At 69.6% G+C, this 14,788-nt stretch carries 11 protein-coding genes; 9 read left to right on the forward strand and 2 right to left on the reverse strand.

Translation table 11 applies throughout. The annotated features are described in order from the left end of the window. Positions 1-197 precede the first annotated feature (197 nt). The 5 genes from pgaA (at position 198) to AC07O3_RS20180 (ending at position 7,573) form a co-directional block, all read left to right on the forward strand. Complete coding sequence (gene pgaA, locus AC07O3_RS20160; RefSeq protein WP_495340168.1) at positions 198-2,780, forward strand: poly-beta-1,6 N-acetyl-D-glucosamine export porin PgaA; 2,583 nt, start codon at positions 198-200, stop codon at positions 2,778-2,780. Then, on the forward strand, positions 2,780-4,855 hold the full coding sequence (gene pgaB, locus AC07O3_RS20165) for a poly-beta-1,6-N-acetyl-D-glucosamine N-deacetylase PgaB (protein ID WP_495340169.1): 2,076 nt from the start codon (positions 2,780-2,782) through the stop codon (positions 4,853-4,855). The genes pgaA and pgaB overlap by 1 nt, the downstream gene beginning before the upstream one ends. Beyond that, complete coding sequence (pgaC, locus tag AC07O3_RS20170; RefSeq protein ID WP_093057234.1) at positions 4,852-6,129, forward strand: poly-beta-1,6-N-acetyl-D-glucosamine synthase; 1,278 nt, start codon at positions 4,852-4,854, stop codon at positions 6,127-6,129. The genes pgaB and pgaC overlap by 4 nt, the downstream gene beginning before the upstream one ends. Continuing rightward, positions 6,119-6,691 (forward strand): poly-beta-1,6-N-acetyl-D-glucosamine biosynthesis protein PgaD, encoded by a 573-nt coding sequence (gene pgaD / locus AC07O3_RS20175; protein WP_495340170.1) that lies wholly within the window; start codon positions 6,119-6,121, stop codon positions 6,689-6,691. The genes pgaC and pgaD overlap by 11 nt, the downstream gene beginning before the upstream one ends. Before the next feature lie 84 nt (positions 6,692-6,775). Beyond that, complete coding sequence (locus AC07O3_RS20180; RefSeq protein ID WP_495340171.1) at positions 6,776-7,573, forward strand: SDR family oxidoreductase; 798 nt, start codon at positions 6,776-6,778, stop codon at positions 7,571-7,573. 44 nt (positions 7,574-7,617) lie between these two features. Here the strand turns inward: AC07O3_RS20180 and AC07O3_RS20185 are convergent, their stop codons facing one another. Further along, entirely contained in the window at positions 7,618-8,526 is a 909-nt protein-coding gene (locus AC07O3_RS20185) for a LysR family transcriptional regulator (RefSeq protein WP_495340172.1), read from the reverse strand. A gap of 85 nt (positions 8,527-8,611) precedes the next feature. On the opposite strand from AC07O3_RS20185, the gene AC07O3_RS20190 reads away from it, so the two are divergent. Beyond that, entirely contained in the window at positions 8,612-9,634 is a 1,023-nt protein-coding gene (locus AC07O3_RS20190) for a zinc-binding alcohol dehydrogenase family protein (protein ID WP_307616846.1), read from the forward strand. 18 nt (positions 9,635-9,652) lie between these two features. Next, entirely contained in the window at positions 9,653-10,216 is a 564-nt protein-coding gene (locus AC07O3_RS20195) for a GNAT family N-acetyltransferase (protein ID WP_495340173.1), read from the forward strand. 7 nt (positions 10,217-10,223) lie between these two features. Here AC07O3_RS20195 and AC07O3_RS20200 read toward each other — a convergent pair whose 3' ends face one another. Beyond that, entirely contained in the window at positions 10,224-11,597 is a 1,374-nt protein-coding gene (locus AC07O3_RS20200) for a PQQ-dependent sugar dehydrogenase (RefSeq protein ID WP_495340174.1), read from the reverse strand. A gap of 130 nt (positions 11,598-11,727) precedes the next feature. Between AC07O3_RS20200 and AC07O3_RS20205 the strand changes: the two genes are divergently transcribed. Further along, a complete protein-coding gene (locus tag AC07O3_RS20205; protein ID WP_495340175.1) occupies positions 11,728-12,501 on the forward strand; it encodes an alanyl-tRNA editing protein in 774 nt (257 codons plus the stop codon). Between the two features lie 43 nt (positions 12,502-12,544). After that, entirely contained in the window at positions 12,545-14,782 is a 2,238-nt protein-coding gene (locus tag AC07O3_RS20210) for a protein-disulfide reductase DsbD family protein (protein WP_495340176.1), read from the forward strand. The last annotated feature ends 6 nt before the right edge of the window (positions 14,783-14,788 follow it).

Here is a 14,788-nt window from a genome sequence, read left to right on the forward strand (position 1 = left end):
ATACAACCAGTTCGTGACACTTTGGTTTGCCATTGTTAATGATCCTCTCTAGAGTGATTCCCAAGTGAGTTTTCAAGGTTGCCGGCCTGTCACATACGCTGGCGACCCGGTTTTCGCTGCGGCTTCGGTCGCCGGAAACCGCAGTCCGAATTCAAGGGAGCAGAGTGTTCATCCAGAAAAAAGCTGGAGGCACGGTCATGGCCGGGCGCAAAGCTGCGCTCGCCTGCTCGTTGTCTCATCGCCTTGCACATACATCACAAGGATTTCCACCTCTAGCAGCCTGCGCACTGGCCCTCGTCACGCCCGCAGTGCTCGCGCAGCCGTCTGCCGCTATCGCCGCCACGACCTACGACGTCCGGCAGCACGATGCGCTGATCGTCGCGCGGCGCGAAGGCCGCGTTACCGCGACCCAGGCGCTCCAGCAATTGAAGGCCTGGCTTGCGGCGCCCATCGGCGACGACGCCCGCCAGCGCGTGGCTTCCGATGCCATCGCGATCGCCGCTGGCGACGGCCAGTTCGCCGAAGCCGTGGCGCTGGGCCGCCAGTTCGCACCGTCGAAGCTGAGCGACTATGCCCTGGGCCCGCTCGCGCTGGCCGCGCGGCGCACTCATGAGCTCGCCCTGCAGGGCGAGGCCGTGGCCGTCTGGCGCGCTCGGCAGCCCAGGGCCCGCGAGCCGCGCCTGCACGAAGCCTGGTGGCGCATCGACAGCGGCGACGTCGCGGGCGCGCAGGCGCTGTACCGCGCGCTGTCGCAGCCGGCGCCCACGCAGATCGAAGACCGCGTCGCGCTGCTGGAGCTGCGTGCCGCCCTGGCGCGCGCGGCGAAAGACCCGCTGCAGGCGCTCGCTGCCTACACCGAGGCCGGCGCGCTGCGGCCCGAACGCCGCGACATCCGCCGCGAGGCCGACTTCCTGCTCGCCAGCGCCGGCGCCGCATCGAGCGCCTTCGAAGACGCAGAAGCGGCGGAGCGTGCCGCGCCGGGCAGCTTCTCGCCGCTGGCGCTCTCGACCCTGCAGCAGGAGGCGCTGGCGCAGCGGCTGCGCTGGGCGATCCAGGCGCGCGACCAGCGACTGGGCGCGGAGCGCCTCGTCGCGCTCGACCGCGTGCTCGCCGACCAGGAGACCGCGATGGCGCGGGCCGATGCCGCGGCCCTGCAAGCTGACGCCAGCGATGCCGATGCATGGTGCACCGTGCGCGTGCGCCTACTGTCCGATCGCCTGCTGGCGCTGGTCGAAAGCGGCCGCCCGACCGACGCCATCGCGCTCTACGACACGGCGCGCGCCACTGGCATGGAGCTGCCCTTCTACGGCCTCGGGGCCGCGGCACGCGCCCTCGCGCAGGAGCGCCGCTCGGCCGAGGCCGTGCCGGTCTACGAGGCGGCCGTGGCACGCGGCGGCGCCGAGCTGCAGACGCCCGACCCGCTCTACTTCGGATTGCTCTACGCCTACCAGGACACAGGCCGCTTCGAGGACGCCGAGGCGCTGCTGCAGCGTCTGGAGCACGGCACGCCCGCCCTGCTGCGCCTCACGCCCGAAGCCGGCCGCCCCAACGGCGAGTACACCGACGTGAGCGGCCTGCGCGGCCTGACGCAGCTCTACACAGACCGGCCGGCGCTGGCGCAGCAGAGCTTCTCGGTGCTGACGCGCGAAGCGCCGCTCAACCCGGGCTATGCCTACGGCGCAGCCCTCACCGAGCGCCTGCGCGAACACCCCGAAGCCGCGCTCGCGCGCTTCGAGGCGCTGGCGGCCGACTCGCCCTACGACATCGGCGCGCGCACCGGCCATGTCGAGGCCCTGCTCGATGCCGGCGAATTCGCCGAAGCCCGCCGGCGCGCCGAATCGCTCGCGGCCGACCTGCCGGACTCGGTGCAGGTGCGCGACATGGAGCGCAAGCGCCGCGCCCAGGTCGGCCCGCGGCTCGACGTGGACGCCGAAGCCTCCTCCGGCGGCGCGGCCATCGCCAACCGCGAATGGCGCATCGACAGCCGGCTCAGCTCCGGCCTCATCGACGACCAGTGGCGCGTGTTCTACGACCAGTCGCTGGGCCGCGGCGTCACCGACATCGGCAACGCCAACTGGGCACGCGGCGGCCTCGGCCTGGGCTGGCAGCGCGGCCGCTGGCTGGCCGAAGGCGCGCTGCAGCACGCCAACAGCGGCCCCTACCGCAACAGCGTGGCCGGCCGGCTCGACTACCGCGCGGGCGACGCGTGGCGGCTGTCGGCCACCTATGACGGCGACAGCAAGGAGCTGCCGTGGAAGGCGCGCGTGGCCGGCATCGGCGCGCGCGAAGCCGGCGCGAGCGTGGGCTATGTGGTGAACGAGTCGCGCCGCTTCGACCTGAAGTGGCAGCAGCTGGACTTCAGCGACGGTAACCTGCGCAACGGCTTCGACATCGGCTGGAGCGAGCGCTGGGTCAGCACGCCGGGCTTCCAGCTCGAAACGAAGCTTGGCGCCGACGCGAGCCGCGGCCGCGTCATCGGCACCGCGCCCTACTTCAACCCCTCGAGCGACAGCAGCGTGCAACTCAGCGTGCGCGCGCAATGGCTCAACTGGAAGCGCGACGACCGCCAGTTCTTCCAGGCCGTGGAGCTCGGCGGTGGCAGCTACCGGCAGGCCGGCTTCGGCAGCGGCCCGATGTGGACCTTGCGCTACGAGCACCGCTGGAACCTCGGCCCCAGGCTCGCGCTGCGCTACGGCCTGAGCATTTCCAGCCATCCCTACGACGGCGTGCGCGAACGACAGCGCGGCGCCTTCCTGAACCTCTCGACGCCCCTGCCGTGATGCGAAGAACGACGAAGAACCCTTTCACCTTCCTGCGCGCGGCCCTGCCATGGCTGCTGCTGGCGCTCTGCCTGCCGGCCCTTGCACAGCCGCTGCCGAGCGCCGACACCGACGACGGCCTGAGCTTTCGCGTGATCTCCTTCCACGACGTGCGCACCAACGTGCGTGCGAGCTTCGAGACCTCGCCCGACGAGACTGCCGTGGACGAGCGCACCTTCGCCGAAGTGTTCGCTTGGCTGCAATACAGCGGCTACCACCCGGTGAGCCTGCAGCAGATCGTCGACGCGCGCGCCGGCGGCAAGCCGCTGCCGCCCAGGCCCGTGCTGCTGACCTTCGACGATGGCTACCGCAGCGCCTACACCAAGGTGTTTCCGCTGCTCAAGCGCTACAACTACCCCGCGCTGATGGCGCTGGTGACCAGTTGGCTCGAAGTGCCCCAAGGCCAGCAGGTGCACTGGGGCGACAAGCCCGCGCCGCGCGAAGACTTCCTGCTGTGGAGCGAAGCCGCCGAGATGGCGCGCTCGGGCCTCGTCGAGTTCGCGAGCCATACCGACGCAATGCACACCGGCATCCTCGCCAACCCGCAGGGCAACATGCTGCCGGCCGCGGCCACGCACCGCTACGACCCGAAGACCGGCCGCTACGAGGACGACGCCGCCTACACCCGGCGCATCGAGACCGACCTGCGCCGCAGCCGCGAGCTCATCGAGAAACGCACCGGCGCGAAGGTGCGCGCCATGGTGTGGCCCTACGGCGCCTACAACGACGCGGCGCTGAAAGCCTCCGCGCGCGCGGGCATGCCCATCACCTTCACGCTGGACGACGGCTCGAACACGCCCACCGTGCCGCTCACCCGAATCCGCCGAGCGCTCGCGGCCTACGACAACGAGGCGCCCGAATACGCGCAGCTGCTGCGCAGCCCCGTGGGCGGCGAAGTGCGGCCCGTCAACCGCGTGATGCACGTCGACCTCGACTACGTGTACGACCCCGACCCGGCCCAGCAGGAGCGCAACCTCTCGGCGCTGATCGACCGCGTGGCCGCCGTGCGCCCGCGCTCGGTGTTCCTGCAGGCCTATGCCGACCCCGACGGCGACGGCGTGGCCGACGCGCTGTACTTTCCCAACCGCCATCTGCCGGTGCGCGCCGACCTGTTCGGCCGCGCTGCGTGGCAACTGCGCAGCCGCACCGGCGTGAAGGTCTACGCGTGGATGCCGGTAACGGCCTTCCGGCTGCCGGCCTCGAACCCGCTCGCCACGCACACGGTGGCGGCGCAAGGCGCCGCGATGCCGGCCGACCGCTACCACCGGCTCACACCCTTCGACCCCGCGGTGCGCGCGCTGGTCGGCGACATCTACGAAGACCTTGGCAGCCACGCCTTCTTCGAAGGTCTGCTGTTCCACGACGACGCGACCCTGTCCGACGACGAGGACGCGAGCCCCGCCGCGCTGGCCACCTATGCGCAATGGGGCCTGCCGGCAGACGTGGCCGCGATCCGCGCGAACCCGGAACTGATGGCGCGCTGGACCACCGCCAAGACCCGCTACCTGATCGCGTTCACGCAGGAGCTCGCCGCGCGCGTGGGAGCCTGGCGGCCCGCGCTGGAAACTGCGCGCAACCTCTACGCGCGCCCGGTGCTGGAGCCCCAGGCCGAGCAGTGGTTCGCGCAGAACTACGAAGCCTCGCTCGCCGCCTACGACTACGTCGCGTTGATGGCGATGCCGCGCATGGAGCGCGAGACCGATGCGGACGCGTGGCTGGGCCGGCTCGCGCGTCGCGTGGCCGATACGCCGCGCGGCCTCGACGGCACGGTGTTCGAGCTGCAGGCGCGCGACTGGCGCACCGGCAAGCCCGTGCCCGACGCGGAACTCGCGCGCCAGTGGACGCTGCTGCAGCGCGCCGGCGTGCGCCACCTGGGCTACTACCCCGACGACTTCCTCGATAACCAGCCATCGCTGGAGACCGTGCGCCGCGCGATCTCGGTGCGCACGCTGCTGCCGCGCGCATTGCGCACGCCTTCCGCCGCGGAAACTCCCGCACAGCCCGCGCAAGCCGCGCCAGGAGAACGGTCGCCATGACCACCACACAGTTCCTCGCGCAGACGCTGCCCACGCTGCTGTTCGGCTTCGTCTTCTACTACCCGTTCTTCATGGCCTATGTGTGGATGGCGGGCGGCCTCTCGCATGCGTGGGTGTTCGAGCGCAAGCGCGACGTCGACGTGAACCCGCTCACCCTGCTGCCCTCGCACCCGCTGGTCACGGTGGTGGTGCCATGCTTCAACGAAGCGCCGCACCTGCGCGAGGTGATCGAGCAGCTGATGCGCACGCGCTACCCGCACTACGAGGTCATCGCCGTGAACGACGGCAGCACCGACGGCACCGGCGAGCTGCTCGACGAGATGACGAAGGAGTACGGCCGCCTGCGCGTGATCCACAACGCCAGCAACCAGGGTAAAGCAGTCGGGCTCAACACCGCCTGCCAGCTCGCGCGCGGCGAATACATCCTGGGCATCGACGGCGACGCGCTGATCGACGAGGACGCCATTGCGTGGATGCTGCAGCCGATGCTGGCGTCGGAGCGCATCGGCGCGGTCACGGGCAACCCGCGCATCCGCACCCGCACCACGCTGCTGGGACGCATGCAGGTGGGCGAGTTCTCTTCGATCATCGGGCTCATCAAGCGATCGCAGCAGCTGGTGGGCACGTTGTTCACGGTGTCGGGCGTGATTGCCATGTTCCGCCGCCGCGCCGTGCTGGAAGTGGGCTTCTGGAGCCCCGACGTGCTCACCGAGGACATCGACATGAGCTGGAAGCTCCAGCTCGGCGGCTGGCAGCTGCGCTTCGAGCCGCGCGCGCTGTGCTGGATCTTGATGCCCGAGACCTTGCGCGGTCTCTGGAAGCAGCGCCTGCGCTGGGCCGTCGGCGGCATCCAGACCATGCTGCGCTACACCTCGAAGATCCTGCGGCCGCGCCACTGGCGCATGTGGCTCATCTACTTCGAGTACATGACGAGCGTGGTCTGGGCCTATGCGATGGCCGGGGTGCTGCTCGTCAGCCTGGTGCGCCCGTTCCTGCCGGCCGACTCGTCCTGGCACTCGGCATTGCTGCCGCACTGGCAGGGCACGCTGCTGGCCATGACCTGCATCCTGCAGATGCTGCTGAGCCTGTGGATCGACCGCCGCTACGACCGCGACCTTATGCGCTATTTCGCCGGAACGATCTGGTATCCGATCGCTTTCTGGACCATCACGATGGCGAGCACCGTCGTCGCCCTTCCCAACGCTCTGATACGCCGCCGCGGCAAGCGCGCGGTGTGGACGAGCCCTGACCGAGGAGTTTCCGATGCACCTTGAGACCCATGCCCACAGCCGACCGCACGACGACAAACCGCCGCCGAGCCGCCAGCGCTCCTGGGGGCAGCCCGCCGTGGACGAACCGATCATCGACGCCGCGCGCATCTCGCTGCGCGCGTTCGGCAGCGGCCGCTCGCCGCAGCGCACGCTGGCCATGTACCTGTGGCTGCGCGTGCTGCGCCCCGCCATCACCATCGCGATCTGGTTCTGCGCGGTCTGGTATGCGTGGCCCTATGTGCTGGGCGCGCGCTCGCAACCCGAGGTGCTGCACCTGCTGGGCCTGTATGCGGTAGTGATCGGCGTGATCCTGGTGTCGATGCTGATGATGGCGCCGTGGCGCCGCCGCCAGCACCGGCGCGAGGCCCCGCCGGAGCAGGAGCAGTCGTCGCTATTCGCGCTGGCTTCGTACATCGAGGTGCCGCCCGCGCGGCTGTCGGCCTGGCAGCGCACGCGGCAGCTGCTGGTGCACCACGACAACAACGGCCACCTGCGCGACGCCACCGACACCGCGCCGGGCGCGCTGGAGCCCGAGCCGCTGCAGCGCGCAGCCGCGCGGCGCTGAGGGGTACAGCCGCGTCCGTGCAGGGGTTTCGCGGCGATGCTTCAATCGCCGATTCACACCACTCATCACGGCAAGGACTCTTTCATGGACCTCCAGCTCCAGGACCAGCACGTACTCATCACCGGCGGCAGCAAGGGCATCGGGCTGGCCTGCGCACTGGGCTTTTTGCGCGAAGGCGCGCGCGTGAGCCTCGTGTCACGCGACATCGCCAACCTGGAGCAGGGCCGCGAGACGCTGATCGAGACCTTCGCGCAGGCCGAAGGCCGGGTCTCCGTGCATGCGGCCGACCTCAAGGACCCGGCCAGCGCAGTGGCCGCGCTCGATGCGGCAGAGAAAGCCTTCGGTGCGGTCGACGTGCTAGTCAACTCGGCCGGCGCCGCGCGCCGCACCCCGCCAGACGATCTGACCGCCGCCTCGTGGCACGACGCGATGGACGCGAAGTACTTCACCTACATCCACATGATCGACCCGGTCGTGAAGCGCATGGGCCAACGCGGCCGCGGCGCCATCGTCAACGTGATCGGCCAGGGCGGCAAAGTCGCGAGCCCCGTGCACATGGCCGGCGGCGCGGCCAATGCGGCGCTGATGCTGGTGAGCGCCGGCATGGCCGCTGCCTACGCCGGCAAAGGCGTGCGCGTGAACGCAGTGAACCCAGGACTCACACTGACCGAGCGGCTGCAGGAAGGCATGAAGGCCGACGCGAAGCTGCAAGGCATCGGCACCGACGAAGCACTGCAGCGCGCCAAGGCCCGCTTGCCGCTGGGCCGCATCGCAACACCAGAGGAAATCGCCAACACGGTGGTATTCCTGGCGTCGCCGAAGGCAAGCTACGTGACCGGCGCCATCGTGGCGATGGACGGCGCCGTCACCCCAATGATCTGAGGGCAAGTCGCCCGCCGGGGCGAGTCCCGGCCCCGGAAAAAAACTCACCCCAAGGCCAGCAAAGTCTCGAACTTCAAAGCAAGAAAGTCGACAAAAGCCCGTACCCGCGCAGGCACGAAGCGCCCACTCGGCAACAGCGCATGCAGCGGGTAAGGCTCGGTCTCCCATTCAGGCAGCAGCCGCACGAGGCGCCCTTCACGAATGTCGTTACGCACATCAAGCGCCGACTTGAGCGACACGCCATACCCCGCCACCGTCCATTCGCGCGCCAGCGAGGCGTCATCCACGCTGCGATTGCCGTTCACTCGCACCTCGGTCCACTGCCCGTTCTGCGCAAACCGCCACACGCGATGCCGCCGCCCCGAGCGATTGAAGGTCAGGCAGTTGTGGTGCACCAGGTCTTGCGGCACCTTCGGCGCGGAATTGCGGCGCAGGTAATCGGGCGAGGCGGTGAGCACCGGGTTGGTCAGGGCAAAGGGCCGCGCCACCAGCCGCGAATCGGCCAGCGCGCCGTAGCGCAGCGCCACGTCGACCTCGTCTCGCATCACGTCCAGCGGGCGGTCGCCCACCGAAAGCGACAGCTGCACGCCGGGGTGCAGCGCCAGGAATTCGTCGAACCACGGCAGCAGCGTGCTGCGCGTGAGATCGGACGGCGAGGCCACGCGCAGCGTGCCGACCAGCTCGCCGCGGTCGGCCGTGACCAGCGATTCGCCCTCGTCCAGCAGCTCGAACGCACGCACCGCGTAGTCGAGCAGCGTCTGGCCCTGCGGCGTGAGGCGCATGGCGCGGGTGGAGCGCTCGAACAGGCGCGCGCCGAGCTGGGCCTCCAGCCGCTTGAGCGTGGCGCTGGCGGCCGCGGGCGTGATGCCCAGCGCATGCGCCGCCGCCGTGAGCGTGCCGCCGCGCGCCGTGTGCACCAGCACCTGCAGATCGGAGATATTTTCAATCTTCATTTGAAAGTGTTGCTGGTTTTAGCCACCTTATCAAACCGGTCTTGCGATCCTACATTCGAGGCATCGTTACTGAAAGGTTCCCGTCATGAAAGCCGTCGGCTATTACCAGCCCCTCCCCATCGACAACCCCGAATCGCTGCAGGACATCGAGCTGCCCGCTCCCGTGGCGGGCCCCCGCGACCTGCTGGTGCGCGTGAAGGCGGTGTCGGTCAACCCGGTGGACACCAAGGTCCGCAAGAACGCCGCGCCCGAGGCCGGCCAGGCCAAGGTGCTGGGCTGGGACGCCGTCGGCACGGTCGAGGCCATCGGCAGCGGCGTGAAGAACTTCAAGGTGGGCGACCGCGTGTACTACGCGGGCTCGATCATCCGGCCGGGCGCGAATGCCGAGCTGCACGCGGTGGACGAGCGCATCGCCGCCATCGCACCGAAGAGCCTGGACGACGCACAGGCCGCCGCGCTGCCGCTGACCACCATCACCGCGTACGAGCTGCTGTTCGACCGCCTGCAGGTGCCCAAAAACGGTAGTGCTGGCGGCGGCGAAGGCCAGACGCTGCTGATTACCGGTGGCGCAGGCGGAGTCGGCTCCATCCTCATCCAGCTGGCGCGCCAGCTCACCAAGCTGCGCATCGTCGCCACCGCCTCGCGTGCCGAAACGCGCGCGTGGTGCCTGGAATTGGGCGCACACGTGGTCATCGACCATTCGAAGCCGCTCGCGGCCGAGCTCAAGGCGGCCGGCATCGGCGAAGTCGACATGGTCGCCAGCCTCACGCAGACCGAGCAGCACTACGCGCAGATCATCGAAAGCCTCAAGCCCCAGGGCCAGCTGGCGGTGATCGACGACATGAAGGTGTTCGACGCGATGCCGCTGAAGACCAAGTGCATCTCGCTGCACTGGGAAATGATGTTCGCGCGCTCGCGCTTCGAGACGCCGGACATCGCCGAGCAGGGTGCGCTGCTGGCGGAAGTGGCGGCGCTGGTCGACGCGGGCCGAATCCGCACGACGGCGAACGCGAGCTTCGGCACCATCAACGCCGCGAACCTTCAGCGTGCACATGCGCTGGTCGAGAGCGGCAAGGCGCAGGGCAAGGTGGTGCTGGCGGGGTTCTGAGTCAGCACAATCGGTCGCATGACCGATAACGCTGCCCGTCCTCGCCTCATCATCGAATTCGAAACCGAACGCCTGCGGATGCGCCAATGGCGCGAGAGCGATCTCGCGCCATTTTTTGCGCTTGCCTGCGACCCGCAGGTGATGGAATTCCTGCTGCCGCTGGCCACGCGGGCCGACAGCGATGCGCTGGTCGAGCGCATCAAGACGCGCATTGCCGAGAACGGCTGGGGCTTCTGGGCCGTGGAGCACAAGGCGTCCGGCGAGTTCATGGGCTTCACCGGGCTGAACTCGCCGCTGGCCGACCTGCCGTTTTCGCCATGCGTCGAGATCGGCTGGCGCTTCGCTCGCAAGTGGTGGGGCCAGGGTTTTGCGAGCGAGGCGGCGCGCGGTGCGCTGCAGGTCGGCTTCGAAAAGCTCGGGCTCGCCGAGATCGTGGCATTCACCGCCTGGAACAACACCCGATCGGCAGCGGTGATGGAACGCATCGGAATGAAGGAAGACGTGGCCGGTGCATTCGATCACCCGCTGGTGCCCGAGGGGCATCCGCTGCGCCGGCACCGCCTCTACCGAATCCAGCGCTGAAGAAGCGTTACCTCGCCTTCGACACACGCCACACGGCGTTGCCCACGTCGTCCGCCACGATCAGCGCGCCGCCCTTGTCCAGCGCCACGCCCACCGGCCGGCCCTGCGCCTTCTCGTCGGCCGTCAGGAAGCCGGTCAGCACGTCGACTGGCGGTCCGCTGGGCTTGCCGCCGATGAAGGGCACGAACACCACCTTGTAGCCCGACTTGGGCTTGCGGTTCCACGAGCCGTGCTCGCCGATGAAGACGCCGCTGGCGAACTGCTCGGGCATGCCGCCCGCGCGCGAGAACGCCAGGCCCAGCGGCGCGACGTGCGAGCCCAGCGCGTAGTCGGGCGCGATGGCCTTGGCCGCCATCTCGGGGTTCTGCGGCGTCACGCGCGCATCGACGATGCCGCCGTAGTAGCTCCAGGGCCAGCCGTAGAAGGCGCCGTCTTTTACCGAGGTGAGGTAGTCGGGCACGAGGTCGCTGCCGATTTCGTCGCGCTCGTTCACCACGGTCCACAGCGCCTTGGTGTCCGGGTCCCAGCCCATGCCGTTGGGGTTGCGCAGGCCGCTGGCGAACAGGCGCTTCTCGCCGGTCTTGGTGTCGACTTCCCAGATGGCGGCGCGGCCCTCTTCGGCCGCGAGGCCGTTCTCGCCGATGTTGCTGTTGGAGCCGACCGTCACGTAGAGCTTGCTGCCGTCTGCGTTGGCGATCACGTTCTTGGTCCAGTGGTGGTTGATGCCGGCGGGCAGCGGCGTCACCAGCGTGGGGTTGGCGCTGATCGAGGTCTGGCCTTCTGTGTAGGGCACCTTCACCAGCGCATCGGCGTTGGCAATGAAGAGTTCGTTGCCGACCAGCGCCATGCCGTAGGGCGACATCAGGTTGGTCATGAACACCTGCCTGACTTCGGCCAGGCCGTCGCCGTTGGCGTCGCGCAGCAGGGTGATGCGGTTGGCGCTGGGCACGCCGGCGCCGGCGCGGCCCATGACCTTGCCCATGACCCAGTTGCGGATCTTGGCCATGAGGCCATCGCCGCCATCGGTGGCGCCGCCGCCGGGCTTGGGCGGCTTGTTGCTCTCGGCCACGAGGATGTCGCCGTTGGGCAGGGTGTAGACCCAGCGCGGGTGGTCGAGGCCGCGTGCCAGCGCCGTCACCTGCAGGCCTTCGGCCGGGGTGGGCGAGGCGGTGTCGGTCCAGCCGACGGCGGTGGCCACGTTGACGGTGGGAATCAGGGTCTTGTTCGGCTCGGCCAGCTGTGGGCGGGGGCCGGTGGTCAGCTCGGGCGCCAGCTTGGCGGCCTCGCCGCAGCCGGCGACCAGCAGTGCGGCGGCCAGGGCCAGGGTGGTCGTCTGCCAGGGAAACACTGTGCGGGTGGGTGCTTGCTGCGGTTCATTCATGCATGGTCCTTGCGCGGCCGGGGGCCGCATGCACCGGATCATCCACAGGCGGGCAGCCCCGGGGTTGTCGGTCGTGGGCGCTTTCTGGCGTGGGCGCACCTCATTTGCGCATCGCCGCTACCATCGCCTGATGACCGACGACCTGTTCCGTGCCGACGCCTACCTGCGCACCTGCGAGGCCCGCGTGCTGCGCATCGACGACACCGGCATCGTGCTGGACCGCACCGTGTTCTATCCGCTGGGCGGCGGGCAGGCTGGAGACAGCGGCGTGCTGGCCCTGGCCGACGGGCGTGAACTGGTCATTGCCGACACCCGCAAGGCCAAGGATGCGGAGGGCCTGCCGACCAATGAATTCGTCCACGTGCCGGCCCCCGAGCAAGCCGAGCTGCTGGCCGCGCTGGAGCCCGGCGACACCGTCACCGCCCGCCTCGACTGGGAGCGCCGCCACCGGCTCATGCGCTTCCACACCGCCACCCATCTCCTGTGCCATCTGGTGCCGCAGCCGGTGAACGGCTGCTCCATCACCCCCGAGTACGCACGGCTCGACTTCCACATGACCGACCCGCTGGACAAGGAAGCCCTGACCGCCGGCCTCGCCAGGCTGGTCGAAGCCGCCCACCCGCTGACCGTGGGCGCCATCACCGACGAGGAGCTCGACGCCAACCCCGCGCTGGTCAAGAGCATGAGCGTGCAGCCGCCGCGCGGCACGGGCACGGTGCGCACCATCCGAATCGGCGGAACGGGCGAAGGCGACGCGCAGATCGACTTCCAGCCCTGCGGCGGCACGCATGTTGCAAACACTTCGGAAATCGGGGCGGTAGTGGTCACCAAGATCGAGAAGAAGAGCGCCAACAGCCGGCGCGTGGTGCTGGGTTGGGCCTCATCAGCCGATTTGGCCGCCTGAAACACCCGGAACTTCGCCCCCACTGAATGCTCCGACTGACGGCATGATCTTTTCGCGCATCCATTTCGCTACGCTTCTGATAGCAACAGCCGCAGCCAGCATGCCGGCTGCGGCGCAATCGACGGCCAGCCTGCCATCCAAGCCGGGCGCGGTTGTAACCACTCCCCACGTACGCGCCGAACTGATCGCACACGCCCCCGACGGCGTGACGCCCGGCGCCCCGGTGTGGGTCGGCCTGCAGATCACGCACCAGCCCGAGTGGCACACCTACTGGAAGAACGCCGGCGATTCGGGCCTGCCCACCGAGATGACGTGGACCCTGCCGGCCGGCGTGTCCACCGGCGAAATCGCCTGGCCGGTGCCGAAGAAGATTCCGGTCGGCAGCCTCGCCAACTACGGCTACGAGAACACCGTGCTGCTGCCGGTGCCGCTGGAGGTGTCGACGCTCTACAAGCCGCCGGTGGTGCTGGGCGGCACGCCGGCGATGGACATCCAGCTGAAGGCCTCCTGGCTGGTCTGCCGCAAGGAATGCATTCCCGAAGAGGGCACGTTCACGCTGGCCCTGCCGCTGCAAGGCTCGACCGCGCTGCACAAGGCCGATTTCGACACCGCCGCGGCGGCCCAGCCCCAGCCGCTGGCCAAGCCCGGCACCGTCGAAGTCGACGGCCACAACCTGAAGGTGCGGCTCGAAGGCCTGCCGGCCGCCGTTCAGGGCAAGACGCTGGGCTTCTTCCCCGAGACTCCCGAGGTGATCCGCACCGCGGCCGTCTCCGGCAAGGACTGGACCCAATCCTGGCAGGGCAGCACCTGGACCGCGACGATGCCGTTGGCCGACCAGCGCAGCGCCAGCCCCACGACGATGCCGGTGGTGGTGGCGCTGGCCGAGGCCGACCGGCAAGCTGGCCAGCCGGTGGCCTGGCGCGCCGAAGCGCCGGTCACGGGCGCCTGGCCTGCGGGCGCGGCGCCGCGCGCCGAGGTGTCGCCAGCGCTGCAGGCCGCGCTCACCGCCAACGCTGCCAACAACGGCGCAGCAGCAACGCCGGCCGGCGAGTTGCCCGCCCCCTCCTCGACCACCTTCATGGCCGCCCTGCTTGGCGCGCTGCTCGGTGGCCTGCTGCTCAACCTCATGCCCTGCGTGTTCCCGATCCTCGCGATCAAGGTGCTGGGCTTCGCGCGGCAGGCGGGCAACGCCAGCGCGCACCGCAAGGCCGGGCTGGCCTACACGGGCGGCGTGATGCTGTCCTTCCTCGCGCTGGGCGGCGGCATGCTCGCGTTGCGCGCGGCCGGCGCCGGGCTGGGCTGGGGCTTCCAGCTGCAGTCGCCGGGCGTGGTCGCGGCGCTGGCGGCGCTGTTCACGCTGATCGGACTCAACCTCGTGGGCGTGTTCGAGTTCGGCCGGGCCGCACCCTCGTCGGTGTGCAGCGCGCAGGCCAAGCACCCGCTGGCCAACGACTTCCTCTCCGGCGTGCTTGCCGTGGTCATCGCCTCACCGTGCTCCGCGCCGTTCATGGGCGCGTCGATGGGTTTCGCCATCGGCCTGCCGGCCGCCCAGGCGCTGCTGCTGTTCGTTGCGCTGGGCTTCGGGCTGGCGCTGCCGTATCTGCTGGCCGGCTTCGTGCCCGCCGTCGCGCACCTGCTGCCCAAGCCCGGCCCGTGGATGCACACGCTGCGCCGCCTGCTCGCATTCCCGATGTTCGCCACCGTGGCGTGGCTGGTGTGGGTGCTGGGCCAGCAAAGCGGCATCGACGGCGCGGGCACGCTGCTCGCGCTGCTGGTCTGCCTGGCCGCCATCGTCTGGGCGTTCACGCTGCGCGGACGCACGCGGGTCGTGATCGCGACGATGCTGATCGGCTTCACCGCCGTGCTCACCGCCACTATCGGCCGCAATGTGTTGCAAGTGGTGGAGCCGGCCAGACTGGCATCTGCCCAGGGCACCGCCAGCCAGCGCTGGCAGCCATGGTCCGCCGAGCGCGTGGCCGAGCTGTCTGGCGCCGGCCAGCCGGTGTTCATCGACTTCACCGCCGCCTGGTGCGTGACCTGCCAGTACAACAAGAAGAGCACCCTGGCCGACACGCAGGTGCTGGCCGACTTCGACGCCAAGAAGGTCGCCATGCTGCGCGCCGACTGGACCCGGCGCGACCCCGCCATCACCGCGGCGCTCACCGCGCTGGGCCGCAGCGGCGTGCCGGTGTACGTGCTGCAGGCGCCGGGCAAGCCTCCGGTCGTGCTGACCGAAATCCTCGGTAAAGACGAGGTCCGCGCCGCGCTCGCCGCGCTTTGACCACCG

Source organism: Variovorax sp. GW821-FHT09D05 (assembly GCF_059416325.1).

Coding starts and splice junctions, on each gene's coding strand:
- AC07O3_RS20195 (WP_495340173.1), top strand. CDS start 9,653: ATGACCGATAACGCTGCCCGTCCTCGCCTCATCATCGAATTCGAAACC.
- AC07O3_RS20200 (WP_495340174.1), bottom strand. CDS start 11,597: ATGAATGAACCGCAGCAAGCACCCACCCGCACAGTGTTTCCCTGGCAG.
- AC07O3_RS20185 (WP_495340172.1), bottom strand. CDS start 8,526: ATGAAGATTGAAAATATCTCCGATCTGCAGGTGCTGGTGCACACGGCG.
- AC07O3_RS20180 (WP_495340171.1), top strand. CDS start 6,776: ATGGACCTCCAGCTCCAGGACCAGCACGTACTCATCACCGGCGGCAGC.
- pgaB (WP_495340169.1), top strand. CDS start 2,780: ATGCGAAGAACGACGAAGAACCCTTTCACCTTCCTGCGCGCGGCCCTG.
- AC07O3_RS20210 (WP_495340176.1), top strand. CDS start 12,545: ATGATCTTTTCGCGCATCCATTTCGCTACGCTTCTGATAGCAACAGCC.
- AC07O3_RS20190 (WP_307616846.1), top strand. CDS start 8,612: ATGAAAGCCGTCGGCTATTACCAGCCCCTCCCCATCGACAACCCCGAA.
- pgaA (WP_495340168.1), top strand. CDS start 198: ATGGCCGGGCGCAAAGCTGCGCTCGCCTGCTCGTTGTCTCATCGCCTT.
- AC07O3_RS20205 (WP_495340175.1), top strand. CDS start 11,728: ATGACCGACGACCTGTTCCGTGCCGACGCCTACCTGCGCACCTGCGAG.
- pgaD (WP_495340170.1), top strand. CDS start 6,119: ATGCACCTTGAGACCCATGCCCACAGCCGACCGCACGACGACAAACCG.
- pgaC (WP_093057234.1), top strand. CDS start 4,852: ATGACCACCACACAGTTCCTCGCGCAGACGCTGCCCACGCTGCTGTTC.